The 23,813-nt window shown below is 60.6% G+C and carries 20 protein-coding genes and 2 tRNA genes; 19 read left to right on the top strand and 3 right to left on the bottom strand.

The window, feature by feature from the left end:
* Nucleotides 1-226: 226 nt before the first annotated feature.
* The 6 genes from Tel_12965 (at nt 227) to Tel_12940 (ending at nt 8,997) form a co-directional block, all read left to right on the top strand.
* Nucleotides 227-952, top strand: a complete 726-nt coding sequence (locus Tel_12965) for a hypothetical protein (protein ID ALP53972.1) — start codon at nt 227-229, stop codon at nt 950-952.
* A gap of 190 nt (nt 953-1,142) precedes the next feature.
* Nucleotides 1,143-1,658, top strand: a complete 516-nt coding sequence (locus Tel_12960; GenBank protein ID ALP53971.1) for a beta-hydroxydecanoyl-ACP dehydratase — start codon at nt 1,143-1,145, stop codon at nt 1,656-1,658.
* An 11-nt stretch (nt 1,659-1,669) separates the two neighbouring features.
* Complete coding sequence (locus Tel_12955) at nt 1,670-2,887, top strand: 3-oxoacyl-ACP synthase (protein ID ALP53970.1); 1,218 nt, start codon at nt 1,670-1,672, stop codon at nt 2,885-2,887.
* A gap of 209 nt (nt 2,888-3,096) precedes the next feature.
* Nucleotides 3,097-5,211: a 50S rRNA methyltransferase gene (locus Tel_12950; GenBank protein ID ALP54869.1), complete on the top strand. Its 2,115-nt coding sequence runs from the start codon at nt 3,097-3,099 to the stop codon at nt 5,209-5,211.
* A 197-nt stretch (nt 5,212-5,408) separates the two neighbouring features.
* On the top strand, nt 5,409-7,229 hold the full coding sequence (locus Tel_12945) for a hypothetical protein (protein ID ALP53969.1): 1,821 nt from the start codon (nt 5,409-5,411) through the stop codon (nt 7,227-7,229).
* Entirely contained in the window at nt 7,216-8,997 is a 1,782-nt protein-coding gene (locus Tel_12940; protein ALP53968.1) for a hypothetical protein, read from the top strand. Before Tel_12945 ends, Tel_12940 begins: the two co-directional genes overlap by 14 nt.
* Before the next feature lie 6 nt (nt 8,998-9,003).
* Here the strand turns inward: Tel_12940 and Tel_12935 are convergent, their stop codons facing one another.
* Nucleotides 9,004-10,008 (bottom strand): EF-P beta-lysylation protein EpmB, encoded by a 1,005-nt coding sequence (locus Tel_12935; protein ALP53967.1) that lies wholly within the window; start codon nt 10,006-10,008, stop codon nt 9,004-9,006.
* A gap of 94 nt (nt 10,009-10,102) precedes the next feature.
* On the opposite strand from Tel_12935, the gene Tel_12930 reads away from it, so the two are divergent.
* From Tel_12930 to Tel_12920, 3 genes are all read left to right on the top strand, one after another.
* Nucleotides 10,103-10,672 (top strand): elongation factor P, encoded by a 570-nt coding sequence (locus Tel_12930; GenBank protein ID ALP53966.1) that lies wholly within the window; start codon nt 10,103-10,105, stop codon nt 10,670-10,672.
* 6 nt (nt 10,673-10,678) lie between these two features.
* Nucleotides 10,679-11,650, top strand: a complete 972-nt coding sequence (locus tag Tel_12925; protein ID ALP54868.1) for a hypothetical protein — start codon at nt 10,679-10,681, stop codon at nt 11,648-11,650.
* Nucleotides 11,651-11,946: 296 nt separating this feature from the next.
* Nucleotides 11,947-12,255 carry a hypothetical protein gene (locus tag Tel_12920; GenBank protein ID ALP53965.1) on the top strand — a complete coding sequence of 103 codons (309 nt, stop codon included), beginning with the start codon at nt 11,947-11,949 and terminating at the stop codon, nt 12,253-12,255.
* Nucleotides 12,256-12,281: 26 nt separating this feature from the next.
* Here Tel_12920 and Tel_12915 read toward each other — a convergent pair whose 3' ends face one another.
* Complete coding sequence (locus Tel_12915; protein ID ALP53964.1) at nt 12,282-13,148, bottom strand: phosphatidylserine decarboxylase; 867 nt, start codon at nt 13,146-13,148, stop codon at nt 12,282-12,284.
* A 113-nt stretch (nt 13,149-13,261) separates the two neighbouring features.
* Here Tel_12915 and Tel_12910 point away from each other — a divergent pair, with 113 nt between their 5' ends.
* From Tel_12910 to Tel_12870, 9 genes are all read left to right on the top strand, one after another.
* On the top strand, nt 13,262-13,750 hold the full coding sequence (locus Tel_12910) for a damage-inducible protein CinA (GenBank protein ALP53963.1): 489 nt from the start codon (nt 13,262-13,264) through the stop codon (nt 13,748-13,750).
* Nucleotides 13,740-14,267: a hypothetical protein gene (locus Tel_12905; protein ID ALP53962.1), complete on the top strand. Its 528-nt coding sequence runs from the start codon at nt 13,740-13,742 to the stop codon at nt 14,265-14,267. Before Tel_12910 ends, Tel_12905 begins: the two co-directional genes overlap by 11 nt.
* A 96-nt stretch (nt 14,268-14,363) precedes the next feature.
* Complete coding sequence (locus Tel_12900; GenBank protein ALP53961.1) at nt 14,364-15,404, top strand: DNA recombination/repair protein RecA; 1,041 nt, start codon at nt 14,364-14,366, stop codon at nt 15,402-15,404.
* A 194-nt stretch (nt 15,405-15,598) separates the two neighbouring features.
* Nucleotides 15,599-16,051 (top strand): hypothetical protein, encoded by a 453-nt coding sequence (locus tag Tel_12895; GenBank protein ID ALP53960.1) that lies wholly within the window; start codon nt 15,599-15,601, stop codon nt 16,049-16,051.
* Between the two features lie 10 nt (nt 16,052-16,061).
* Nucleotides 16,062-18,683: an alanine--tRNA ligase gene (locus Tel_12890; protein ID ALP53959.1), complete on the top strand. Its 2,622-nt coding sequence runs from the start codon at nt 16,062-16,064 to the stop codon at nt 18,681-18,683.
* A 73-nt stretch (nt 18,684-18,756) separates the two neighbouring features.
* Nucleotides 18,757-19,977: an aspartate kinase gene (locus Tel_12885; protein ID ALP53958.1), complete on the top strand. Its 1,221-nt coding sequence runs from the start codon at nt 18,757-18,759 to the stop codon at nt 19,975-19,977.
* A 191-nt stretch (nt 19,978-20,168) separates the two neighbouring features.
* On the top strand, nt 20,169-20,402 hold the full coding sequence (locus Tel_12880; protein ALP53957.1) for a carbon storage regulator: 234 nt from the start codon (nt 20,169-20,171) through the stop codon (nt 20,400-20,402).
* Between the two features lie 161 nt (nt 20,403-20,563).
* Nucleotides 20,564-20,654 (top strand) — tRNA-Ser (locus tag Tel_12875).
* 250 nt (nt 20,655-20,904) lie between these two features.
* A tRNA-Arg gene (locus Tel_12870) sits at nt 20,905-20,981 on the top strand.
* A 581-nt stretch (nt 20,982-21,562) separates the two neighbouring features.
* Here the strand turns inward: Tel_12870 and Tel_12865 are convergent.
* On the bottom strand, nt 21,563-22,480 hold the full coding sequence (locus Tel_12865) for a hypothetical protein (protein ALP53956.1): 918 nt from the start codon (nt 22,478-22,480) through the stop codon (nt 21,563-21,565).
* A gap of 298 nt (nt 22,481-22,778) precedes the next feature.
* Between Tel_12865 and Tel_12860 the strand changes: the two genes are divergently transcribed.
* Nucleotides 22,779-23,807 (top strand): hypothetical protein, encoded by a 1,029-nt coding sequence (locus Tel_12860; GenBank protein ALP53955.1) that lies wholly within the window; start codon nt 22,779-22,781, stop codon nt 23,805-23,807.
* Nucleotides 23,808-23,813 lie beyond the last annotated feature (6 nt).

Here is a 23,813-nt window from a genome sequence, read left to right as displayed (position 1 = left end):
TAGCGTCAGAAGATGATGTGCCCATAGTGGCGGGCGTATGCCTAATTTTTTTGCTGCTAGCTGTTTTGGGTAATGTGGCGATTTTCTAGATTTGGTTGATATGTTTTCTCAATGTTGATTACGCGGTCCGGCTAAGCTAGCCAAGACTGCGAATTTAAAAGAAGGGCCGCTCAGCAGCGGCCCTTTGTTTTATCCTGGGGGTCGGTTTGTAAACAGCGCATCGTTCATGACCTTTTCAATCGAGCCCGTCGGGATCATCCACTCCTGTTTCAGTGACAAGTTCGGCGTGCCGCGGCAATCGCGGCTGGTGGCATCGGCCTGCGCCCGGTTACAGTTGCTGCCGCCCTATGATCGGCCCGAGGTCTGCGCCGGTCTGGAGGGGTATTCCCATGTATGGATTAGTTTCGTGTTTCATCATTGTCTCGGACAGCAGGCGCGTTTGAGCGTGCGCCCGCCGCGGTTGGGGGGTAACCGCAGGGTCGGGGTGTTCGCCAGCCGCGCCACTCACCGTCCCAATCCTATTGGCCTGTCCGTAGTGGCGTTGGCAGGTGTGGAACGCGATGAGGAGGGTGTTTCCCTATTGCTGCGCGGAGTGGACCTGGTGAATGGGACACCAGTGCTCGACATCAAGCCCTACCTGGCGACTGAGGATGCTGTCGCCGGGGCCCGGGCCGACTATGCTGCAGAGCCGCCGGAGGCTCGGTTTCAAGTGCGGTTTGGCGCCCTGGCACAGCGGCAGTGCCGCCGTTATGCCGCCGCTTATCCGGACCTGCCCGAACTGATCGAGGCGGTCCTCAGCCTTGATCCCCGCCCCGCCTATCATGCCGGCAGGCGCGGCGCCAAGCCTTACGTGGTTACGCTTTACGGTCTGGATGTGCGCTGGTCAGTGGTGGCCGAGCACGTCATCGAGGTCGATGCCATCGAGCCCGCCGAGCGGGGTAGATGGCATTGAGTTGACTTGCTGCTATACAAATCATTTTTGCCGCCATTCAGGGGGACGCAATTAGGCGCGCTGCGGGTAATTCATTTCTGTTATTATGTGCGGCTAAATTATAAGTGGGGAAAGGGCGCTTCGCCGGCGGCGGCGTTCTTGTCATCAACCGCCCCTCGCTGGCGGCGAAATAACAACAAAACAGTCATTTATGCACAATAAGGAAAGCTTTACACGGGAAGAGCTGCTGCAATGCGGCCGCGGTGAGTTGTTCGGTCCGGGCAATGCCCAGCTGCCGCTGCCGCCGATGCTGATGTTCGACCGCATCACTACGATATCCAGCGACGGCGGTGCTCATGGCAAAGGCCAGATTATTGCCGAGCTCGACATCAAGCCTGAGCTCTGGTTTTTTGAATGCCATTTCCATGGTGATCCGGTCATGCCCGGCTGTCTCGGTTTGGACGCCATGTGGCAATTGATCGGTTTTTTTCTCGGCTGGAGCGGCGGTCCCGGCCGCGGTCGCGCCCTGGGCGTGGGCGAAGTCGGCTTTCGCGGCCAGGTGACGCCGGACAAGAAACTGGTGACCTATCGTGTGGACATGACCCGCGTCATTATGCGCAAGCTCTATATGGGCGTGGCGGATGCGGAATTGGAAGTGGATGGCAAGGTGATTTACACTGCCAAAGATCTGCGCGTAGGACTGTTTACTTCTACTGAAAACATGTAAGGGTGTCAGCAGTGAGACGAGTGGTTGTCACAGGGCTGGGGATTGTTTCCAGTATCGGTAATAACAAGGACGAAGTGACCGGCTCCCTCCGGGCCGGTCGCTCGGGCATCGAATTCAGCGAGGAATATGCCGAGCTTGGATTTCGTTCCCATGTGCACGGATCCGTCAATGTGGATATCGGGGCGCTGATCGATCGCAAGCTGCGCCGTTTTATGGGCGATGCGGCGGCCTATAACTGCATCGCCATGCAGCAGGCCATCGCGGATGCCGGGCTGGACGAGACCCTTATCTCCAATCCCCGCGCCGGCCTCATCGTCGGCTCCGGTGGTGCCTCCCACGCCAACACCGTGCTGGCGGCCGACACCCTGCGCCAAAAGGGCATCCGCCGCGTTGGTCCCTACATGGTGCCGCGCACCATGGGCAGCACCACTTCGGCCAACCTGGCCACCGCCTTCAAGATCAAGGGCGTCAACTATTCCATCAGTTCGGCCTGTTCCACCAGCGCTCACTGCATCGGCAACGCCATGGAGCAGATCCAGCTGGGCAAGCAGGACCTGGTCTTCGCCGGCGGCGGCGAGGAGCTGGGCTGGGAATCGAGCATGATGTTCGACGCCATGGGGGCCCTGTCATCCAAGTACAATGAAACCCCCGACAAGGCCTCGCGCGCCTATGACGCGGAGCGCGACGGTTTTGTCATCTCCGGCGGCGGCGGTGTGCTGGTGCTCGAAGCGCTGGAGCACGCCCAGGCGCGCGGCGCCCGCATCTATGCCGAGCTGGTGGGCTACGGCGCCACCTCAGACGGCTTCGACATGGTGCAGCCTTCCGGCGAGGGGGCGGCGCGCTGCATGCGCCTGGCCCTGGACGGTGTGGAAGGCCGGGTGGATTACATCAATGCCCACGGCACCAGCACCCCGGCCGGCGACATGAAGGAGCTGGAGGCGATCCGTGCGGTGTTCGGCGACGACATGCCGGCCATCAGCTCCACCAAATCGCTCACCGGCCATGCCTTGGGGGCGGCGGGCGTGAACGAGGCCATCTATTCTCTGCTGATGATGCAGCACGATTTTCTCTGTGCCTCGGCCAATATCGAAACCCTGGACCCGGCCGCCGCGGGCATGCCCATCCTGCTGGAGCGTAAGGACGAGGCCGGCGCCGAGCTCATGCTCTCCAATAGCTTCGGTTTCGGCGGCACCAATGCCTGTTTGGTATTCCGCCGTTATCACGGCTAGGCCATGATGCATGCGATGACCTCGGCTCCCCCCTTTATTAAAGGGGGGCTGGGGGGGATTTCCAGGCGGCGTAAATTTAAATCCTCATTGATTTTTAAATCCCCCCTAACCGCCCTTTTTCAAAGGGGGGGATCGTGTCCGACGTAATCTCCGGGGACGAGGCACTCCGCTTTTTTGCCACCGCGCCCAAGGGTGTGGCGGCGCTCCTCATGTCCGAGCTGGAAGCACTCGGTGCCACGCAGCTGCGCGAACAACCCGCCGGCGTTGAATTTTCCGGCGATATGGAAACCGCCTACCGTGCCTGTCTATGGTCGCGTTGCGCCAACCGCATTCTGTTGCCGCTGGCTACATTTGCGGCCCCAACGCCCGAGGCGCTGTATGAAGGGGTGCAGAGCGTCGACTGGTCGGCACACTTCACTCCGAGCGAGACCCTGGCCATCGACTTCGTTGCGCGCAATTCCCAGATTCAGCACAGCCAGTTCGGGGCACAGAAGGTCAAGGACGCCATCGTGGATCAATTCCGCGCGACCTGTGGCGAGCGTCCTTCCGTCGATATCCAGAATCCCGACATGCGCATCAACCTCTTTCTGCAGCGCGACCAGGCCACGCTCTATCTCGACCTGTCCGGCGACAGCCTGCACAAGCGCGGTTATCGCCAGGCGGGGGGCGCGGCGCCGCTGAAAGAGAATCTGGCCGCCGCCATCCTGCTGCGCGCCGAATGGCCACGCATTGCGGCGGAGGGCGGGGGGCTGGTGGACCCCATGTGCGGCTCGGGCACGCTGCTGATCGAGGCCGTCATGATCGCCGCCGACTGGGCCCCCGGTCTGCTGCGCGAGCGCTATGGCTTTTTGGCCTGGCAGCAACATGATGCCGCGTTATGGCAGCGCCTGACGGATGAGGCAGCACAGCGTCGCGACACCGGTCTTGAGCATCTGCCCCCCATCTTCGGCTATGACAGCCACGGCAAGGCGATTCAGTTCGCCCAGGCCAGCATAACAGCCGCCGGGCTGGATGAGCATATTCGTCTGGCCAAACGTGACGTCGCCGAGTTGCGCAAACCCGCACAGCTGGAACAGGGACTGGTAGTGGTCAATCCGCCCTACGGCGAACGCATGGGCGAGCGCGAAACCCTGGAGCCACTCTATCGCCAGCTGGGCGAGCGTTTAAAAGCTGAGTTTAGCGGTTGGGAGGCAGCGGTCTTCACCGGCAATCCGGAGCTGGCCAAGCTGATGGGCATCCGGGCGCAAAAACAGCACAACATGTTCAACGGCGCCCTGCCGTGCAAGCTGCTGCGCTTTCACATCGACCCCGAGTGGTACATGACCGAGCAGCGCGGCCCGCGCCCGGCCAAACCCGAGGAGCTGGGTCCCGGCGCCGAGATGCTGGCCAACCGGCTACGCAAGAACCTGAAGGAGCTGGGCCGTTGGGCGCGGCGCGAAGGGGTGAGCTGCTACCGACTCTATGACGCCGACATGCCCGAATACGCGCTGGCCGTGGATCTCTATCAGGGCGAACAGCGCTGGGTGCATGTGCAGGAATACGAGGCGCCCAAGACAGTGGATGAGCGCAAGGCCCGACTTCGCCTGCGCGAGGCCATGGCGGTGATCCCCGAGGTGCTGGCACTGCCGCAGGAAAATGTCTACTTCAAGGTGCGCAAGCGCCAGAAGGGGGCGGCCCAGTACACCCGCCAAGCCGAGGAGAAGCAGTTTTTTGAGATCGAGGAGGGCGGTTGCCGCTTCCTGGTCAACTTCACTGACTATCTGGACACCGGCCTGTTCCTGGACCACCGTATCACCCGTCAAATGGTGGCCGACATGGCCAAGGGCAAGCGCTTCCTCAACCTGTTCGCCTATACCGGCACGGTCAGTGTCTACGCCGCCAGAGGCGGAGCGAAATCGACCCTCACCGTGGATATGTCCAACACTTACCTGGACTGGGCCAGGCAGAACATGGCCCTGAACGGTTTTGATGGGGAGCAACACCAGTTTGTTCAGGCCGACTGCCTGGAGTGGCTCAAACAGGGCGGTGTCTACAAACGGGCGAAATTCGACCTGATCTTCCTCGATCCCCCCACCTTCTCATCGTCCAAGCGCATGACTGATACCTTTGATGTACAGCGTGACCATCCGGCCGTGATCGGGGCCGCCATGGCCCTGCTCGATGCCGGCGGAACGCTGGTTTTTTCCAATAATTTCAGGAAGTTCAAGATTGATCCTGAGCTCGAGGCGCGTTTCGCCGTCGAGGACATTACCCCCCGCACCCTGCCGCGCGATTTCGCCCGCAATCCCAAAATCCACCACTGCTGGCTCATCCGGCATCAGTAAGCCTTCCGCGGCACTCTTTCCTGCAGCGGATTTGTTGCAAGATTCCGCTTTAAAGCATTGTTAATAAAGGTCGATAGACAAAGAAGGTGGATACCTCTCGGGGTATGAATGGACTCATGTGGAGCAGTCAAATGAAATTTAGACTCATGCTGTGGTTCGCGCTCGGATTGTGGACTAGCGTTTCCGTTGCCGCAGACATGGGCGCCGACCCGGCGCCCGAACGCAGCGATGTGCGCGTGCTGATCGATATCTCGGGCAGCATGAAAGACAATGATCCCAACAATCTGCGCATCCCGGCGCTGCGCCTGATCACCCAACTCATCCCCGAGGGCCAACAGGCCGGTGTCTGGACCTTCGGTCAGTACGTCAATATGCTGGTCAAGCACGGCGAAGTGGATGCCGTGTGGAAAGAGCAGGCCTACCAGGCCGCCGGCCAGATCAACTCCAAGGGGCTGTTCACCAACATCGAAGGTGTGCTGGAGAAATCCACCTGGGATTGGAAGGCGCCGGACCCCAACACCAAGCGCAGCATTATCTTTCTCACCGACGGTGTAGTGGACATCTCCAAGACGCCGGGCGCCAATGAAAAAGCCCGCGGTCGCATCTTGAATGAGACCCTGCCGCGACTCAAAGCCGCCGGTGCCACCATCCACACCATCGCGCTCTCCGACGCAGCGGATAAGGCCTTCTTGCGTCAGCTTGCCTCCACCACGGAAGGGTGGAACGAGGTCGCCAAGGACGCCTCGCAACTGGAACGCATCTTTCTCAAGCTGTTTGAAAAGGCCGTCCCGGTGGAGACCCTGCCGCTCACCGACAACCGTGTGCTGGTGGATGACTCGGTACGCGAACTGACCCTGTTGATATTCAAAAAGCCGGGGGCGCAAACGGCGGTACTGCACATGCCCAGCGGCGAGAAAGTCGATCATCGCAGTGAAACGGAGAACCTGCGCTGGCGCCACGAAGAACGCTATGACCTGATCACCATCGACGCACCCATGGCCGGCGAATGGGGCGTGGATGCCGAGCTGGATCCGGACAACCGCGTTATGGTGGTCACCGATCTCAAGGTGCGCGCCAGCCGCCTGCCCAATGTGATGATGAGCCAGGACGTCATGCCTTACTACGTGGAACTGGAAGAGCATGGCGAGGTGATTCGCACCCCGGAATTCCTGGATTTCGTCCACGTGACCTTGGAACGTTCCGGCAGCGGTGAGCAGACACAAATCCCGGTCGAAGACGACGGCACGGGCATCGATCGCAGCGCCCATGACGGCCGTTTCAGTACCAAGGTGGGCGGTGAACTCGCCCCGGGCGAATATGAATACGAGTTAGTGGTCGACGGGATGACCTTCAAGCGTTCCAAGCGCGACACCGTGAAGGTGGTGGACAAGCCCGTGGCGGTGACCGTCAAGGAAGAAGCGGCGGGTGATCCGGCGCAATACTCGCTCAGCCTGGTGCCCTTCGCAGAACTCATCAAACCCGATTCCATGCTCATCGACGCCACGGTGGCGAAACAGGGCGGGGCGGCCAAGTCGGTGACGATTCCGCGCACCGGACCGAGTGAATGGCGGCTGGATATGAAGGTCAGCGCCGGTGATATTTATCAGCTTGAAATCGAGGTGCAGGCGGAACGCCAGGACGGGCGCCCGGGCCTGTACCAGCTCGGCAGTTTCGAACTCGGCAGCGGCTCTAAGGACGTGGCCTTTGATGAGCCCGATGAGACGCCGGCCGATGCCAAACCGGTCGTTGAGAAAGCCGCGGAAGATACCGGCGCAGAGCCTGTTGCTGAAGATTCGACCGACGCCGAAGCAGCGCCGGAGGATGAGGCCTCCGCTGAGGATGCAGCCGAAGAGGAATCGCCGAATTGGATGCTGGTGGCGGCCAAGATCATCGGTGTCAATGCATTGCTGATCGGTATTGCCTTCTTTGTTTACCGCAAATGGTTCCGTACACCCAAGCCGAAACAGGACGATGCAGAGGACGCCGAGGAAAAAGGGGGCGACGATGATAACGATTGATCCGACTATCCTCATCCTGATGGGCGAGGTGATACTCGCCTTGCTGGTGGTGATTGTTGTCGCGGCGGTGTATTTCATAAAGTTGAAAAAGCGCGACAAGCAAGCGGCCGCAACCCTGCAGGGACGTTTGGAACACAACGTCCCTGAGCGCAAAGCGACGTTTGAACAACTGCTCAGCAAGACCGGCGCCGACGGCGAAGACGAAGACGGCAGCAATAGGGACTTGGCTCAGGAATGGGTGGACAAGGAAAATAAGTTTTACAACCGCCTGGTCGAAATGTACATGCAGCGCAACTCCAGCGCCCTGAAGACTCTGGACAAGCTGCTGCACGAACATACTTCGTCCTATATGGACTTAGTCGCCCTGATGCGTGACCGGGTTGAGGGCGAGGAGGCCGATTTCTCGGAAGCGATGCAACAACAACTGCAGCGGCTGGAAGAAGACGGTCACAAGCTCGCCTCCGAAGTGGAGAACCTGAAAAACGAGAATCAGCGTTTGTCCAAAGAACTGGGGCAGGCCTATAACGAGATCGAGCAGGCCATGGCTGAATACAGCCAAGCCTTCCGGCCGGGGGGCATGACCGGCTCGGCGGCCAAGGGCGAGAAAGAAGCGCCTGCCGCAGCCGGCGTGCCGCCTGCGGCCGAGAATGTGTCCGAAGCCGCGACGGACGCAGTTGAAACAGTGGGCCAAGAAGCGGCTGTTTCAGAGCAGGCTGAGTCTGAATCAGGGGCCACGCTCGAGCCCGAAGCCGAGCCCGAAGCCGAGCCCGAAGCCGAGCCCGAAGCCGAGCCCGAAGCCGAGCCCGAAGCCGAGCCCGAAGCCGAGCCCGAAGCCGAGCCCGAAGCTGAACCCGAAGCTGAACCCGAAGCTGAACCCGAAGCTGAACCCGAAGCTGAACCCGAAGCCGAGCCCGAAGCCGAGCCCGAAGCCGAGCCCGAAGCCGAGCCCGAAGCCGAGCCCGAAGCCGAGCCCGAAGCCGAGCCCGAAGCCGAGCCCGAAGCCGAGCCCGAAGCCGAGCCCGAAGCCGAGCCCGAAGCCGAGCCCGAAGCTGAACCCGAAGCCGAGCCCGAAGCCGAGCCCGAAGCCGAGCCCGAAGCCGAGCCCGAAGCCGAGCCCGAAGCCGAGCCCGAAGCTGAACCCGAAGCTGAACCCGAAGCCGAGCCCGAAGCCGAGCCCGAAGCCGAGCCCGAAGCCGAGCCCGAAGCCGAGCCCGAAGCCGAGCCCGAAGCCGAGCCCGAAGCCGAGCCCGAAGCCGAGCCCGAAGCTGAACCCGAAGCTGAACCCGAAGCTGAACCCGAAGCTGAACCCGAAGCTGAACCCAAAAACGAAGCCGGCCTATTGCGCGAGATGGGCGTCAATGATGACCAGTCATTGGAGGATGTGGTCCTTCATGCCATGGCCGAGGAAAGCGCCGCGCAGCGCCAGCAGCAACAGATTAAGGAAAAACCGGCCGATGCCGCCGATGCACCTGGCGGGAAGGAGGCCCGCGGCCCGGTGATCGATCTGTCCAAGGACGAAGACATCGTGGTGTCCGAGGCTGAAGCCTCCGCCGCCGACGAACTGCTTGGCGAGGCGGTGATGGAAGAAGAGACACCTTCGGCGACAGCGCCTCAAGCCCAGGCGGGCGACGGCACGGACATCGACGAAGATGAATTATTGGCGCAGCTGGCCAGCCTGGACGAGGACGATGGACTAGACGGCCTGGGCGGTTTCGGCGATATTGCCGCAGACGACGATGACAAGCACGACAAGAAAAAACAGCCTTGATCCAGTCTACAGCGGCTGTTTGTAAGCCGCCTGTGCCACTTCCTCCACCAAACGCGGCACCAGATAGCCGGGCAGCCGGCGGCGCAGTTGCATGACCAGCGCCTGGGCCGTTTGCCTGTCGACTTCAAAATGGACCGCGCCCTGCACCTTGTCCAGTAGATGCAGGTAGTAGGGCATTACCCCGGACTCGAACAGCGTCTCACTCAGACGATACAGTTGCGTCACATCATCATTCACCCCACGTAGCAGCACGGCTTGATTGAACAGCGGGACGCCAATGGCTTGCAATTTTGCCAAGGCCCTGCGTACCGAGGCGTCAATCTCATTGGCATGATTGCAATGGATGACCATGACGGTCTTGAGCTTGCAGTGACCCAGCCAGCTTAGCAGCGCATCATCGACGCGTTGCGGCAACACGACGGGCTGACGGCTGTGAATGCGCAGCCGTTTCAGATGCGGGATCTGTTCCAAGCCCTGCACCAGTTGGGTCAATTGGGCGTCCGCCAAAGAAAGCGGATCGCCGCCGCTCAAGATGACTTCGTGGATGGATGTGTCGGCGGCGATGGTGTCGCAGATGGCTTGCCAGCGCGATGGCCGGGCGGCCTGTTCCTGATAGGGGAAATGGCGGCGAAAACAATAACGGCAGTGGATGCCGCAGGCGGCGGTGGTCATCACCAGCACCCGGCCTTGATATTTTTGCAGCAGGCCCGGTTGCACGACGGCGGCGTGATCGCCCACCGGGTCGCGATCGAAACCGGGTGCCTGTCGCATCTCGGCGTCCAGGGGTAGCACCTGACGCAACAGGGGGTCGTTCGGGTCACCCTTTTTCATGCGCGCCACGAAGCCGCGCGGCACCCGCAGGGCGAATTGGCGCGCCGCCGCGGCGCTGACGGGCAGCAAATCGTGCGGTAATTCCAGCAATGTCAGGAGTTCGGCGGGATCGCGCACCGCCTCGGCCATTTGCCGTTGCCAGTTGTGCCGCGCGGCGGGAATGAGTTTATGCTGTAACATGGCGTGAATATTGTCTAAAATAACGCGCTTTTGCGGGCGCTCAGCTTGACGGGCAGTATAGCCCGGCTGATCAGTTTGAGAAAACGAGGACGATATGGCGACTTATAGCACAAACGAATTCAAGAGCGGACTGAAAATCATGATCGACAATGATCCCTGTACCATTGTCGAAAATGAGTTCGTTAAGCCGGGCAAGGGCCAGGCCTTCAATCGCGTCAAGATCCGCAATCTCAAGACCGGCCGTGTCGTCGAGCGTACCTTCAAATCCAATGAGACGGTGGAGTCCGCCGACGTCCTCGATACCGAGATGCAGTATCTCTACAACGACGGTGAGTTTTTTCACTTCATGGTGCCAGACACCTTTGAACAGTATGCCGCCAGCACCGAGGCCGTTGGCGATGCGGCGCAGTGGATCAAGGGCGAAGAGATGTGCACCGTCACCCTGTGGGACAACGTACCGCTGGCGGTGACCCCGCCCAACTTTGCCATTCTGGAAGTCACCGACACCGATCCCGGTGTGCGCGGCGACACCTCAGGCGGCGGCGGCAAGCCGGCCACGCTGGAGACCGGTGCCGTGGTGCGCGTGCCGCTGTTCATCGATGTCGGCGATGTGCTCAAGATCGACACCCGCAGCGGCGAATACGTCTCCCGCGCCAAGGAGTAGAGCGTGGTGACGCCGCCGCGCGACTGGCGGCCCTCAGCGCCGCGGGAAAATTTACAATTGCGCGCCCGCATCTTGGCCGAGATTCGGGCCTTTTTTTCGGCGCGCTCGGTGATGGAGGTGGAGACACCGCTGCTTGGCGCCGCCGCCGCCACCGATCCCCATCTGGACAGTTTCGCCTGCCGCTATCACGGCCCTCATGCCCCGCAGGGATGCGACCTGTATCTGCAGACCTCGCCTGAATTCGCCATGAAGCGCCTGCTGGCCGCCGGCAGCGGGCCTATCTATCAAATCTGCAAGGCGTTTCGTAACGGCGAAGCGGGGCGCCGCCACAACCCGGAGTTCTCCTTGCTGGAGTGGTACCGGCCCGGCGTTGATCACCACGGCTTAATGGATGAGGTGGAGGCCCTGATCGACGCCTTGCTGCACACCGGCCCGGCCAGACGCATGAGCTATGAGGCCTTATTTGAGCAGGCGCTGGGCCTGGATGTATTCCGCCTCAGCGTCGATCAGGCGCGCGCCTGTCTGCGTGAGCACGGCGTCAACGTCAATCTGGATGAGACCACGCGCGACGATTGGTTGGCCCTGATCCTAACGCACATCCTCGAGCCGCGCTTGGGCCCGGGTGCCGTGTTCATTCATGATTTCCCCGCCTCACAGGCCATGCTGGCGCGCCTGGATGGGAATGATCCGCCGCGGGCGCAGCGCTTCGAGTTGTATGTCGACGGGGTAGAACTGGCCAATGGCTTCCATGAACTCGCTGACGCCGCCGAACAGCGCCGCCGTTTCGAACAGGATCGGCACCAGCGGCGGCGTCACGGCCTGGCCGAGGTCCCCATGGACGAAACCCTGATCCACGCCTTGCAGCACGGCTTACCTGATTGCGCCGGTGTGGCATTAGGGCTGGATCGTTTGCTGATGCTGGCGGCAGAGACGGATTGTATCGCCGAGGTGGTGAGCTTTCCCATCGAGCGCAGTTAGCCCGGCGAGAAATGCGGGCGCGTCGGGGACTGTCGAAATTGTTAACAATATAGTGATGTACTGAAGTGCATTTCGATCGCGCGCGCCGCGACCTGCGTACTCAGTTAATGACAATCTCATGATTCGGTTAGGGAAAAAAGTGTATATCGAAATTATCGCCGAAGTACTGCATAGTCGGCCCACTAATTGCATCACTATCTTGCGCTAAGCGGCTCATAATAAATACCTATTTACTATTCTGTATCCGGGTGTTCGAATATGAATAATAAAAATAACGGGCCTTGGAGATAAGTCTTATGGAGAAGCGTTGGGCCGCAAGGCGACCCGTCCATGTCAGCGTCGACCTGCGTTATAAGGATATAGAAGTGGTGAATTGTCAGACACGGGATATCAGTCTGAACGGTGCATTCGTCGAGGTGCAGCAATTGCAGCCGAGCGTCAATGCGCCCATCGATTTGGTGTTTCGTCTCGGTGAGCCGGGGCGCTGCACCAAATACAAGGTGCCGGGCAAGGTGGCCCGGGCGACCGGCGAAGGCATCGGGGTGATGTTCGAGGAATTGGATATCTCCTCATTCCGGTCATTGCGCGAGGTGTTGCAGAGCTGAGCGCCGGCGTGCGCGGCGCAACGCATCTAAGGCGTGCCGATGCGGCCCAGCCTTTGTCCCATGACCACCGTCTGTTCCGCCCGCAGGGTTTCCTGCCAGCGCACTGTGCCCGGCGGGAACAGTAGGATGACCGTCGACCCCATATTGAAGCGCCCCAGTTCCTCCCCCTTCTTTAAAGACAGTGGCGGCAGCTCGGGGGCGCGATGATGTTCAAAGGGGCGGAAGGTCTTATCGCCATAATCGCCGTGCCATACCGTTTCGATGCCGGCGACAAAGATGGCCCCCACCAGGATCACCGCCATCGGCCCCTGTGCCGTGTCAAAGACGGTCACCAAGCGCTCGTTGCGCGCGAACAGCCCGGGGATGGCCCGGGTGGTGGCGGCATTGACACTGAACAGCCGGCCGGGCAGGTAGACGGTTTCGCGCAATACGCCGTCCAGGGGCATGTGGATGCGATGGTAATCCCGCGGCGATAGATAGATGGTGGCGGACTGGCCGTCGGCGAAACAGTCGCGCAGGTGCTGCAGCCCGCCGACCAGGGCCTCGAGGCTGTAATCATGACCTTTGGCCTGGAAGATGCGGCCCTCCTGGATCGGGCCGACCTGGCTAATGGTGCCGTCCACCGGGCAGGCGATGGCATCCGCGGCGGGGGCGATGGGGCGGGCCTCCGGTCGTAGGGCGCGGGTGAAGAAATCATTAAAGCTGGCGTAGTCGTGCGGCGACGGTCGTTGGGCCAGGCTCATGTCGACATTGAAATGCTTAATGACGAAGCGGATCATGGCGTTTTTGAGTGGCCGCCAGCGGATCCGGGTGGCCAGATACATCAGCTTGGATAACAGATGATGCGGCAGGGGATACTGTATCAGGGCAATTAAACGGTCGGACAGTGACATGGGCGGGTTGTGTTGAGACAATAAATTACGCGTGTCGAGGCAAACGGCAAGGCTGCGTATCCTACCCTATCCTGTGAAATTCACAAAACTTCATGGCACACGGAGACGAAGCAATGGAATTGGTGGAGTTGGCGAGGGCCGTCGGCGAACGCCTGGATCATTTGGGCTTGATGCTGAGCACGGCGGAATCCTGCACCGGCGGCTGGGTGGCGCAGACATTGACCGCCGTACCCGGCAGCTCCAGCTCCTTCGAGCGCGGCTTTGTCACCTATACCAACAACGCCAAGCACGAGATGCTGGGGGTGTCTCAGGACACCCTGGCGCAGGACGGCGCCGTCTCCGAACAGACGGTGCGCGAGATGGCCGCCGGCGCCCTGACGCACAGCCGCGCCCAGGTGGCCTTGGCGGTCAGCGGTGTGGCCGGCCCCAGCGGCGGCTCGCCGCAGAAACCGGTGGGTACGGTCTGCTTCGGCTGGGCCCGCAGCGGCGGTGAACCGATCAGCCGCACCGAACATCTGGGTGGCGATCGCGAGGCGGTGCGGCGCCAGGCCGTCGCCATCGCCCTGCAGGGCGTGCTCGATTTGCTGGCGGATGACGGCTGAGCACGAGCGCTTATTTTTTGCCCTCTGGCCCACGGCCCAGCAGCAGCATGGCTGGGCTGCTTTGGCGCAACAGCTGCTGCCGTCCGGTAATGGTCGGCGGGTGCCGCCGCAGAATCTACATCTCACCTTGCTTTATCTGGGCCAGGTCGACCCCGAGACGCGCCGGGCCCTGGCGGCCAAAGTGGATGCCATTCACGCCCCGGCTTTCGAGCTGAGATTGGCGCGTTTCGGCCATTGGCGCCGGCCTCAAGTGCTGTGGTGGGGGCCGCATGAGACCCCGCCCGCCCTGCAGCAGCTGGTCGAGGCCTTGCGTCGCGCCGCGCGGGCCTGCGGTCTGGAGGTGGATACCCGCCCGTACCAGGCCCATTTGACCTTGGCGCGTAAGCTCAAGCGCAATCCCGGTCGGCTGCAGGCCGAGGTCCAGGTCTGGCCGGTAAAGGCGTTCGTTTTGGTGCGCTCGACCTTGCTGCCCGACGGGGCCCGGTACGAAATTCTGCGCCGCTGGCGCCTGGGATGACACGGCGCAGATATGTGATAATGCAGGGCATTGTCAGCTGCAAGCTTTGCTTGTATAGTACTGTACGTTTACACAGTTAATTAACGGGGAGTGAATATGGATGATAACAAGCGTAAGGCGCTGAATGCGGCGCTGGGCCAGATCGAACGCCAATACGGTAAGGGCTCCATCATGCGCATGGGCGACGAGGGCGTGGTGCGCAATATCGACGCCGTATCCACCGGCTCCCTGGGACTGGACATCGCCCTGGGCATTGGTGGTTTGCCCCGCGGCCGGGTGGTGGAGGTCTACGGCCCGGAGTCCTCCGGCAAAACCACCCTCACTCTCCAGGTGGTGGCCGAGGCGCAAAAGCTCGGCGGCACGGCGGCCTTCGTTGACGCCGAGCATGCCCTGGATCCCCAATATGCCGAGAAGCTGGGGGTCGATATGGACGAGTTGTTGGTGTCGCAGCCCGACACCGGTGAACAGGCGCTGGAGATCACCGACATGCTGGTGCGTTCCGGCGCCGTGGACGTGGTGGTAATCGACTCGGTCGCCGCCCTGACGCCCAAGGCCGAGATCGAAGGCGACATGGGCGATTCCCACGTCGGCCTGCAGGCGCGCCTGATGTCGCAGGCGCTGCGTAAACTCACCGCCAATATCAAACGCTCCAACACCCTAGTGATCTTCATCAACCAGATTCGTATGAAGATCGGCGTCATGTTCGGCAGCCCCGAAACCACCACCGGCGGTAATGCGCTCAAATTCTACTCCTCCGTGCGTCTCGACATCCGCCGCATCGGCGCCATCAAGAAGGGCGACGACGTATTGGGGAATGAGACCCGCGTCAAGGTGGTCAAGAACAAGGTGGCGCCGCCCTTCAAGCAGGTCGAATTTGACATCCTCTACGGCGAGGGCGTGTCCCGCGAGGGTGAAATCATCGATATCGGCGTCAAGGAAGGTTTTGTGGAAAAGTCCGGTGCCTGGTACAGCTACGACGGCAATCGCATCGGTCAGGGCAAAGACAATGTGCGCAACTTCCTCAAGGAGAACCCCGAGATCGCCCGGGATATCGAGGACAAGATCCGCACTAAATTAGTGGTCAGCGCCAAACCCGCCCAGAAGGAGGCGCCGATCGAGGAAGAGGTGGAAGCCTGAAGCCCTTGAGGTGCAGTGTCTGTCCGTTGGTCAAAAACGCCCTTTTGCGGGCGTTTTTCTTTGTGCCTTCACGCCACCGCCGGCAACACGCCGTGGCGATTCGCGAGATCAAGAACTTAGCTCCGCGTCGCTTGCCTAATAGGGGAGATTTCTCTACCATCGGCGGCAAGGCGAGGCGCTAAATCTAGTCACGGATGTCGGATTCTCAGAAGCAGCAATGTCAGGCGGCGGCGGTGAGACTGCTGAGCCGGCGTGAACACTCGTGCCAAGAGCTGTGTCGAAAATTGCTGGCGCGGGATTTCGATCCCGATACCATCGACGCGGTGGTGGCCGAATTGCAGGCCGACAACTTGCTCTCGGATGAGCGCTTTGCCGAGAGCTACGTGCGCGCCAAGGTGGCGAAGGGCCTTGGCCCGGTGCGGCTGCGGCGGGACCTGCGCGAGCACCGGATCGACGACGACACCATCCATCGTTATCTGCATGAGCGGCACTGGCATACGCTGGCGGCGCAGGTGCGGCAAAAACGCTTCGGTCCGGCCCTGCCCGAGAGTTTCGAGGAGCGCGCCCGGCAGATGCGGTTTCTGCAATACCGTGGCTTTGAGTCGGAACACATCAACGGCGCCATGAAACAGGACGATTGGGATTAACAAGTAAGCAATGAAGAGTGCAGAGATTCGCCAGGCCTTTCTGGAATATTTTCGTGAGCACGGCCATGAAGTGGTGCCCAGCAGCCCGCTGGTGCCGGCCAATGACCCGACCCTGTTGTTCACCAATGCCGGCATGGTGCAGTTCAAGGAGACCTTCCTGGGTCTGGAGCAACGTCCCTACAAGCGCGCCACCTCGTCGCAGCGCTGCGTGCGTGCCGGCGGCAAGCACAATGACTTGGAAAACGTCGGCTACACCGCGCGCCATCACACCTTTTTCGAGATGCTGGGCAACTTCAGCTTCGGCGATTATTTCAAGCGCGACGCCATCCGGTTTGCCTGGGAGTTTCTGACTCAGACCATGAAGCTGCCCGCCGACAAGCTGTGGGTGACCGTCTATGAGGACGACAACGAAGCGGCGGATATCTGGCTCAAGGACATCGGCGCCGATCCCGCGCGTTTTACCCGCATCGGCGACAAACCGGGCAAAAAATACGATAGCGACAACTTCTGGTCCATGGGCGATACCGGCCCCTGCGGTCCCTGCACCGAGATCTTTTATGATCACGGCCCGGATGTGGCCGGCGGCCCGCCCGGCACCCCGGAAGAGGACGGTGACCGCTATATCGAGATCTGGAATCTGGTCTTCATGCAGTACAACCGCGCCGCCGATGGCGCCATGACAGCGCTGCCCAAACCCTCGGTGGATACCGGTATGGGCCTGGAGCGTCTTGCCGCGGTGATGCAGGGGGTGCACAGCAATTACGACATCGATCTGTTCCAGAACCTGATCAAGGCGGCCGCCGCGACCACCCATAGCAGCGGTCTGGACAATAACTCGCTCAAGGTCATTGCCGACCACATCCGTTCCTGTGCCTTCCTCATCGTCGACGGTGTGCTGCCATCCAACGAGGGGCGCGGTTATGTGCTGCGCCGCATTATCCGTCGTGCCATCCGCCACGGTTATAAGCTGGGTATGAACGATCCCTTCTTTTATAAGTTGGTCGCCGCCCTGGTCGATGAGATGGGCGCGGCCTATCCCGAATTGGCCAAGGCCCAAACCCAGGTGGAACGGGTGCTGCGCCTGGAAGAAGAACGCTTCGCCGAGACGCTGGATCAGGGCATGAAGATCCTGGAAGAGGATATCGCCCGGCTCAAAAGCAAGGAGATTCCGGGCGCAGTAATGTTCAAGCTCTACGACACCTACGGGTTCCCCGCCGACCTCACCGCCGACATTGCCCGCGAGCGCGGCCTCAGCGTGGACATGGCGGGCTTCGACCAGGAGATGGCGGCCCAGCGTGAACGCGCCCGCTCCGCCAGCCAGTTCGGCGGCGGCTATCCCGGCAAGGTCGATGTGGATGCGGAGAGCGAATTCACCGGCTATGAACACCTGGCCGATCAGGCCGAAGTGATCGCCCTGTTCGCCGGCGACCAGCCCGTGGAATCCTTGCGCGCAGGGCAGGAAGGTATGGTGATTCTGAATCAGACACCTTTCTATGCCGAGTCCGGCGGTCAAGTCGGTGATGCCGGTCGATTGCAGGGTCGGAATGGTGTGTTTGGCGTGACCGATACCCAAAAGCAGGGGCACGGCGTGAATGCCCATATCGGCAAGGTGGAACACGGCGAGCTCAAGCTCGGCGACACGCTCAAGGCCGAGGTGGATGAACAACGGCGCCAGGCCATTGTGCTCAACCATTCGGCCACGCATTTATTGCATGCCGCCTTGCGCCAGGTATTGGGCGATCACGTCACCCAAAAGGGTTCTCTGGTGGAGCCGGAGCGCTTGCGTTTCGACTTCTCCCACTTTGAACCGATGACGGCAGAAGAACTGCGCCAGGTGGAAATGCTGGTGAATGAACAGATCCGCGCCAATGCCCCGGTGGAGACCGCCCTGATGAATTACGACCAGGCGGTGGAGGCCGGCGCCATGGCCCTGTTCGGCGAGAAATACGGCGACCAGGTGCGGGTGCTGCGCATCGGTGAGTTTTCCACCGAGCTGTGCGGCGGCACCCACGCCCGCCGTAGCGGCGACATCGGCCTGTTCAAGATCGTCATGGAAGCCGGTATCGCCTCCGGTGTGCGCCGCATCGAGGCGGTCACCGGCCAGGGCGCCCTGGACTATATCGGTGAGACGGAAAAGAATTTGACCCGCATCGCCGCCGCCGTCAAAGGCGGCCGCGAGGATGCCGCCGCCAAGGTCAATCAAGTGCTGGAACGTAACCGCAAGCTGGAAAAGGAGCTGGAGCAGCTCAAGGCCAAGCTGGCCAGCAGCCAGGGAACCGACCTGGCCGCCCAAGCCATCGACGTCAACGGCATCAAGGTGCTGGCGGCCAAACTGGAGGGCGGCGACGCCAAGGCCCTGCGCGATACGGTCGATCAGCTCAAGAACAAGCTCGGCAAGGCCGCTGTGGTACTGGCCACGGTCAACGGCGACAAGGTGGCCTTGGCCGCCGGTGTCACCAAGGACGAGACCGGCCGGATCAAGGCCGGCGAGCTGGTGAATCATGTCGCCCAGCAGGTGGGCGGCAAGGGCGGCGGACGTCCCGATATGGCTCAGGCCGGCGGCAATGACCCTGCGCCCCTGGACCAGGCTCTGGCCTCGGTCGAGGCCTGGGTGCGTGAAAAAATCGTCTGAGACTCGCTTTGACTCAGATGATTTCTTGCCACGACTTGAGTATGATCACGCCCTTTCCCAGAAGTAGAACGGCATGGCGTTAATCGTACAAAAATACGGCGGCACCTCGGTGGGCAGCATCGAGCGCATCGAGGCGGTGGCCGACAAGGTCAAGAGCTGGCGCGACAAGGGTCACGACGTGGTGGTGGTGGTCTCCGCCATGAGCGGCGAGACCAACCGCCTGGTGGCACTGGCGAAGGCCATCCAGGACACCCCCGTGCCGCGCGAGCTGGATGTGCTGCTCTCCACCGGCGAGCAGGTCAGCATCGCCCTGCTGAGCATGGCGCTGAACAAACGCCGTTGTCCGGCACGCTCTTACACGGGCCATCAGGTGCACATCCGCACCGACAACATGCACAACAAGGCGCGCATCCTCGACATCGATAACAAGCGTATCCGCCACGATCTGGACCAAGGCCGCGTGGTGGTGGTGGCCGGTTTTCAGGGCATGGATGAAGAAGGCAATATCACCACCCTGGGACGCGGCGGTTCCGATACCACGGCGGTGGCCTTGGCCGCGGCGCTTAAGGCCGAGGAATGTCAGATCTACACCGATGTGGACGGCGTCTATACCACCGACCCCCGTGTCGTGCCCGAGGCCCGGCGCCTGGAACGCATCACCTTCGAAGAGATGCTGGAGATGGCCAGTCTCGGTTCCAAGGTGTTGCAGATACGCTCGGTGGAATTCGCCGGCAAATACAATGTACCCCTGCGGGTACTGTCCAGTTTCGAAGAGGGTGAAGGCACCCTGATTAGCTATGAGGAAGAGGGAATGGAAGAAGCGCTGATTTCCGGAATCGCCTTTAATCGCGACGAGGCCAAGCTGACCATTGTCGGCGTGCCCGACCAACCCGGGGTGGCCTCGAAGATTCTCAGCCCCATCGGCAAGGCCAACATCGAAGTCGACATGATCATCCAGAATGTCGGCGTCGACGGCACCACCGACTTTACCTTCACCGTGCACCGCAACGATTATGACAAGGCGCTGTCCATTCTGGAGCAGATCAAGCAGGAACTGGGCGCGCGCGAAGTCAGCGGCGACAACAAGATCGTCAAAATCTCCCTGGTCGGTGTGGGCATGCGCTCACATGCCGGCATCGCTGGCACCATGTTCGAGGCCCTGGCCAATGAAGGGATTAACATCCGCATGATCTCCACCTCCGAGATCAAAATCTCAGTCGTCGTCGACGAAAAATACCTCGAATTAGGTGTGCGGGCGTTGCACAGCGCCTTTGGGCTAGAGAATAAATCATAATAAATCAATATGTTATTTTTATGTGTCTGTTGCTCACGGCGGACATTTGACGCAGGGTGTTGAATTATTGGCTTTTTCTACAGTTCTCAAATCCTCGGTCGATAACTTATGCATGACGGGTAGGGACTGCCTGGTCGAGTCGAAATGCTTGACGGAAGGACCTACAGGAACATGTAGACAAGGAGACCGATATGCTGATTTTGACCCGGCGTGTAGGAGAAACGCTGATCATAGGAGATAACGTTACCGTTACCGTGCTCGGCGTAAAAGGTAACCAGGTGCGTATCGGCGTGAATGCCCCGAAAGAAGTCTCGGTCCACCGTGAAGAGATCTATCAGCGCATCCAGCAGGAAAAAGGCGAAGCGCCAAACCCCTCTCTAGCCGGCGATCAGTCGGACGCCCAGGATGCCTCCGGCAATTCCTGAAATTTTCCAAATCAGCCTTAATAAATAACAAGATACTTTACGATCACAGCGTCAAACGGTATCCTTACGCCCTCGTATGGAGGGATGCTTTGGTTTAACGCATTTCGCTCGGTTTCCGGGTTCGGAATCCAAACTGCATCAGGTATAATTCCCCACTTTACGGAGAGATGGCCGAGTGGCCGAAGGCGCTCCCCTGCTAAGGGAGTATGGGTCAAAAGCCCATCGAGGGTTCGAATCCCTCTCTCTCCGCCATTTTGATATTGGATGTAAGTGGCCGGAGCACGGCGCCGGTGTTGCCCGCAAGCGCGGGATCCGAAACATCGATGTTATAAATCAAGCGCTGTGACGACCGAGCGCCAGCGAGAGAATAGTGTCGTGACACTGGAAGCCGCAGGCCGGTGATCCCGCTCCGTGCCATATTTAACGTCGGGATGTTTACCCCTTTCAGGCGGTTATCTTGACAGTCAGCGCCATAGACGGGATAATCCCCGCCCTTATATAAGCGCCCGTAGCTCAGCTGGATAGAGTACCTGGCTACGAACCAGGCGGTCGCACGTTCGAATCGTGCCGGGCGCGCCATATACAATAGAGGCTCTGCTGGAAGACAGCAGGGCCTTTTTATTGCCCCCGCGGCACGGTTCGAACGTGCGACATATATATTCAGTGACGTTCGACGACTGAGCGATAGCGAAGGAGAACAGCAGCGCGTCAGCGATGCTGGCCCGCCAGGGTGAGCTTAGCGAATAATCGTGCCGGGCGCGCCATATACAATAGAGGCTCTGCTGGAAGACAGCAGGGCCTTTTTATTGCCCCCGCGGCACGGTTCGAACGTGCGACATATATATTCAGTGACGTTCGACGACTGAGCGGTAGCGAAGGAGAACAGCAGCGCGTCAGCGATGCTGGCCCGCCAGGGTGAGCTTAGCGAATAATCGTGCCGGGCGCGCCATATACAATAGAGGCTCTGCTGGAAGACAGCAGGGCTTTTTTATTGGTTCTTCGGGCGAATGGGGACAGAGGGATTATTTCGTCACCCCCTGGCCGGTCGTGCGCAAACGCCAGCCCGCTTTGCCTTGATTTCTTTGTGGTCGCGGTCAGCAATTAAAATCCTAGATTTGTCGAAACAATAACTCTCACTGGACCAAGGGACGATCCGTCGCTCAACGCAGCCGGGGCAGACGCACGATCTCGAACTCATCCGTCGGTCCGGCCGTGCCCGGAGCGACTTCATTGAAGCGCGCGTTGACGACGTAGAGATAAGGCCCCGTGCCGGTCACCGTGGTGGGAAAACGCAGTGCCGCGGAGGTGATGACATTGATGACATCGCCGCGCTCGTATTTGCCCGAGAGTTTCACCAGCGTGACTTGGTTCAAGGCGTTCTGCACCACGTAGAGGGTGTGGCCGCGTAGCCAGATGCCGTCGCCGCCGTTCAGTGTGGCACCGCCCAGATCCACCTCGGTGGCAACGCCGGTGTCTGGATCGACCTTATACAGAATTCCCGTGGTGCTATTGATCAGCAATAATTCTTTGCCAGCGCCTATGGCCGCGATGCCGTTGGCATTAAAGGCGCCGGGAACCTGGACGAAATCGCCGCCCAGGGCGATCTCTTGTGCATCCGAGGGGGTGGGCAGTGCGCCGCCCACGGAAAAGGGTAGGCGGTATAGCACGGGGCGGAATGAATCAGTGAAATAGGCGCCGCGGCGAGTGATCACCACATCGTTGATGAAACTCCCGCTTGCCGGCCCCAATTGATAAGAGACTAGCTCCAGGCCACTGCCGGCATCGTAGACGTAGGCCTGCCCGGTGGCACCCCCGGAGACGAACAGTCGACGGTAGGGCAGGTCAAACTTCAGTCCGGCAGCGGATCTTCCCGCCTGCGGCGGGACGACCGGCTCGACCTCGCCGGTCAGCACCTGCGCCCGCACCACGGCACCGTCGCCGATGGCGCCCGCGTAGACATTCAGTCCGACCCCGGCCGCGATACCTTCAGGTTGAAAGCCATTGGGCAGTGGGATGACCTCGGGAAACAGGGCCCCGGGTCCGGCCACTGCCGGCCGCAGCAGCAGCGCGGAGGTCATGCTTAAGCCTAAGAACACAACTATCCAGCGTACGAGATGATTCATGGCAGCCCCCCTGCGTGTAATTGGTAACGAATTTCAAGCATAGACATTGCTGCGAAACTTGCCAGCGAGGACGGGCGCCGCTTCAAAGGTGGTGTTGTGCGCCCGATGCCACTCCAGGTTGGCGGCCATGACGCGAGCTCCATGAAAAATTTCAATCGCCCGTCGCCCGGTGCCGGGATTGCGGAAAATCAATGCGCCCTCCGGCGGCTTTGTTTATTGCTCTACTGAATCAGCGCTGCGGTGAAATCCCTGTATGAATCGATCGGCACAGTTCTCCGACCCCTCCATTGAAGACAAGGTGGCGGCATTGCGTGGTCCCCAGGCCTACATGGCGCCACCGGGACGCGTCGAGGTGAAGGAGACCCACATGTCCTGGGTGTTCCTGGGCGAAGAGTTTGTCTACAAACTCAAAAAGCCGGTGCGCTACGATTTTCTCGATTTCAGTACCCTTGAGCTCAGGCGCCGCGACTGCGAGTGTGAGGTCGAACTCAATCGCCGCCTGGCCAATGGTGTCTATCTCGGCGTCGTTGCGCTGCGCCGGCAAGCCGATGGCAGCTTGATGTTGGCGCCGGCGGGGCAGGTCGTCGATTGGCTGGTGAAGATGCGGCGTCTGCCGGCGGCGCGGATGCTGGATGCGGCCATCCTGGACAACACCGTGAAGGGCGCGGACCTCATCGGCGTATGCCGATTACTGGCGGATTTTTATCGGCATCGTGCGGCGAGTGTGGCCATGGCGCCGGACGCCTATGTGCAGCGCTTCGCGGCGGATATTGAAGCCAATCTCGACGTCTTAGGCCAGGCCGAGTATGGATTGCCTATGACGCAACTCAAGCGCCTGGCTGACTGGCAGCGCGGTTTTATCCGCGAGCGGGCGGTGTTGCTGATGCGCCGTGCGCAACAGGCCCGCCTGGTAGAGGGGCATGGGGATTTGCGCCCCGAACACATCTGCTTGATCGCAGAGCCGGTGGTGATTGATTGCCTCGAGTTCAATCGCGACCTGCGCATCCTGGATCCCCTGGATGAGTTGGCCTACCTGGCTCTGGAATGCGAACGCCTGGGCGCCCCCGCCCTCGGCGCGCGGGTGCTGAACTATTACATCGATGTCAGCGGTGACCGGTCCGAGGCCGACCTGATGCGGTTCTATACGGTTTATCGCGCCTGTCTGCGCGCTACACTGGCGATCTGGCATACGGACGATGACACGGTCGATGATCACGACAAGTGGCGCACTCGCGCCCGCGATTATCTCGAGCTGGCGCTGCATCACATCGATGCCAGTTAAGCATTA

Source organism: Candidatus Tenderia electrophaga (assembly GCA_001447805.1).
Lineage (GTDB): Bacteria > Pseudomonadota > Gammaproteobacteria > Tenderiales > Tenderiaceae > Tenderia > Tenderia electrophaga.
Note: the sequence above shows the minus strand (reverse complement) of the source record. Positions and strands in the feature narration are given on the sequence as shown.

What these genes read in the sequence shown, in the direction of transcription:
- Tel_12860 (ALP53955.1), top strand. Translation starts at nt 22,779, where the DNA reads ATGAATCGATCGGCACAGTTCTCCGACCCCTCCATTGAAGACAAGGTG.
- Tel_12960 (ALP53971.1), top strand. Translation starts at nt 1,143, where the DNA reads ATGCACAATAAGGAAAGCTTTACACGGGAAGAGCTGCTGCAATGCGGC.
- Tel_12945 (ALP53969.1), top strand. Translation starts at nt 5,409, where the DNA reads ATGGGCGCCGACCCGGCGCCCGAACGCAGCGATGTGCGCGTGCTGATC.
- Tel_12920 (ALP53965.1), top strand. Translation starts at nt 11,947, where the DNA reads ATGGAGAAGCGTTGGGCCGCAAGGCGACCCGTCCATGTCAGCGTCGAC.
- Tel_12965 (ALP53972.1), top strand. Translation starts at nt 227, where the DNA reads ATGACCTTTTCAATCGAGCCCGTCGGGATCATCCACTCCTGTTTCAGT.
- Tel_12910 (ALP53963.1), top strand. Translation starts at nt 13,262, where the DNA reads ATGGAATTGGTGGAGTTGGCGAGGGCCGTCGGCGAACGCCTGGATCAT.
- Tel_12935 (ALP53967.1), bottom strand. Translation starts at nt 10,008, where the DNA reads ATGTTACAGCATAAACTCATTCCCGCCGCGCGGCACAACTGGCAACGG.
- Tel_12940 (ALP53968.1), top strand. Translation starts at nt 7,216, where the DNA reads ATGATAACGATTGATCCGACTATCCTCATCCTGATGGGCGAGGTGATA.
- Tel_12950 (ALP54869.1), top strand. Translation starts at nt 3,097, where the DNA reads ATGTCCGAGCTGGAAGCACTCGGTGCCACGCAGCTGCGCGAACAACCC.
- Tel_12880 (ALP53957.1), top strand. Translation starts at nt 20,169, where the DNA reads ATGCTGATTTTGACCCGGCGTGTAGGAGAAACGCTGATCATAGGAGAT.
- Tel_12905 (ALP53962.1), top strand. Translation starts at nt 13,740, where the DNA reads ATGACGGCTGAGCACGAGCGCTTATTTTTTGCCCTCTGGCCCACGGCC.
- Tel_12915 (ALP53964.1), bottom strand. Translation starts at nt 13,148, where the DNA reads ATGTCACTGTCCGACCGTTTAATTGCCCTGATACAGTATCCCCTGCCG.
- Tel_12865 (ALP53956.1), bottom strand. Translation starts at nt 22,480, where the DNA reads ATGACCTCCGCGCTGCTGCTGCGGCCGGCAGTGGCCGGACCCGGGGCC.
- Tel_12890 (ALP53959.1), top strand. Translation starts at nt 16,062, where the DNA reads ATGAAGAGTGCAGAGATTCGCCAGGCCTTTCTGGAATATTTTCGTGAG.
- Tel_12895 (ALP53960.1), top strand. Translation starts at nt 15,599, where the DNA reads ATGTCGGATTCTCAGAAGCAGCAATGTCAGGCGGCGGCGGTGAGACTG.
- Tel_12930 (ALP53966.1), top strand. Translation starts at nt 10,103, where the DNA reads ATGGCGACTTATAGCACAAACGAATTCAAGAGCGGACTGAAAATCATG.
- Tel_12900 (ALP53961.1), top strand. Translation starts at nt 14,364, where the DNA reads ATGGATGATAACAAGCGTAAGGCGCTGAATGCGGCGCTGGGCCAGATC.
- Tel_12885 (ALP53958.1), top strand. Translation starts at nt 18,757, where the DNA reads ATGGCGTTAATCGTACAAAAATACGGCGGCACCTCGGTGGGCAGCATC.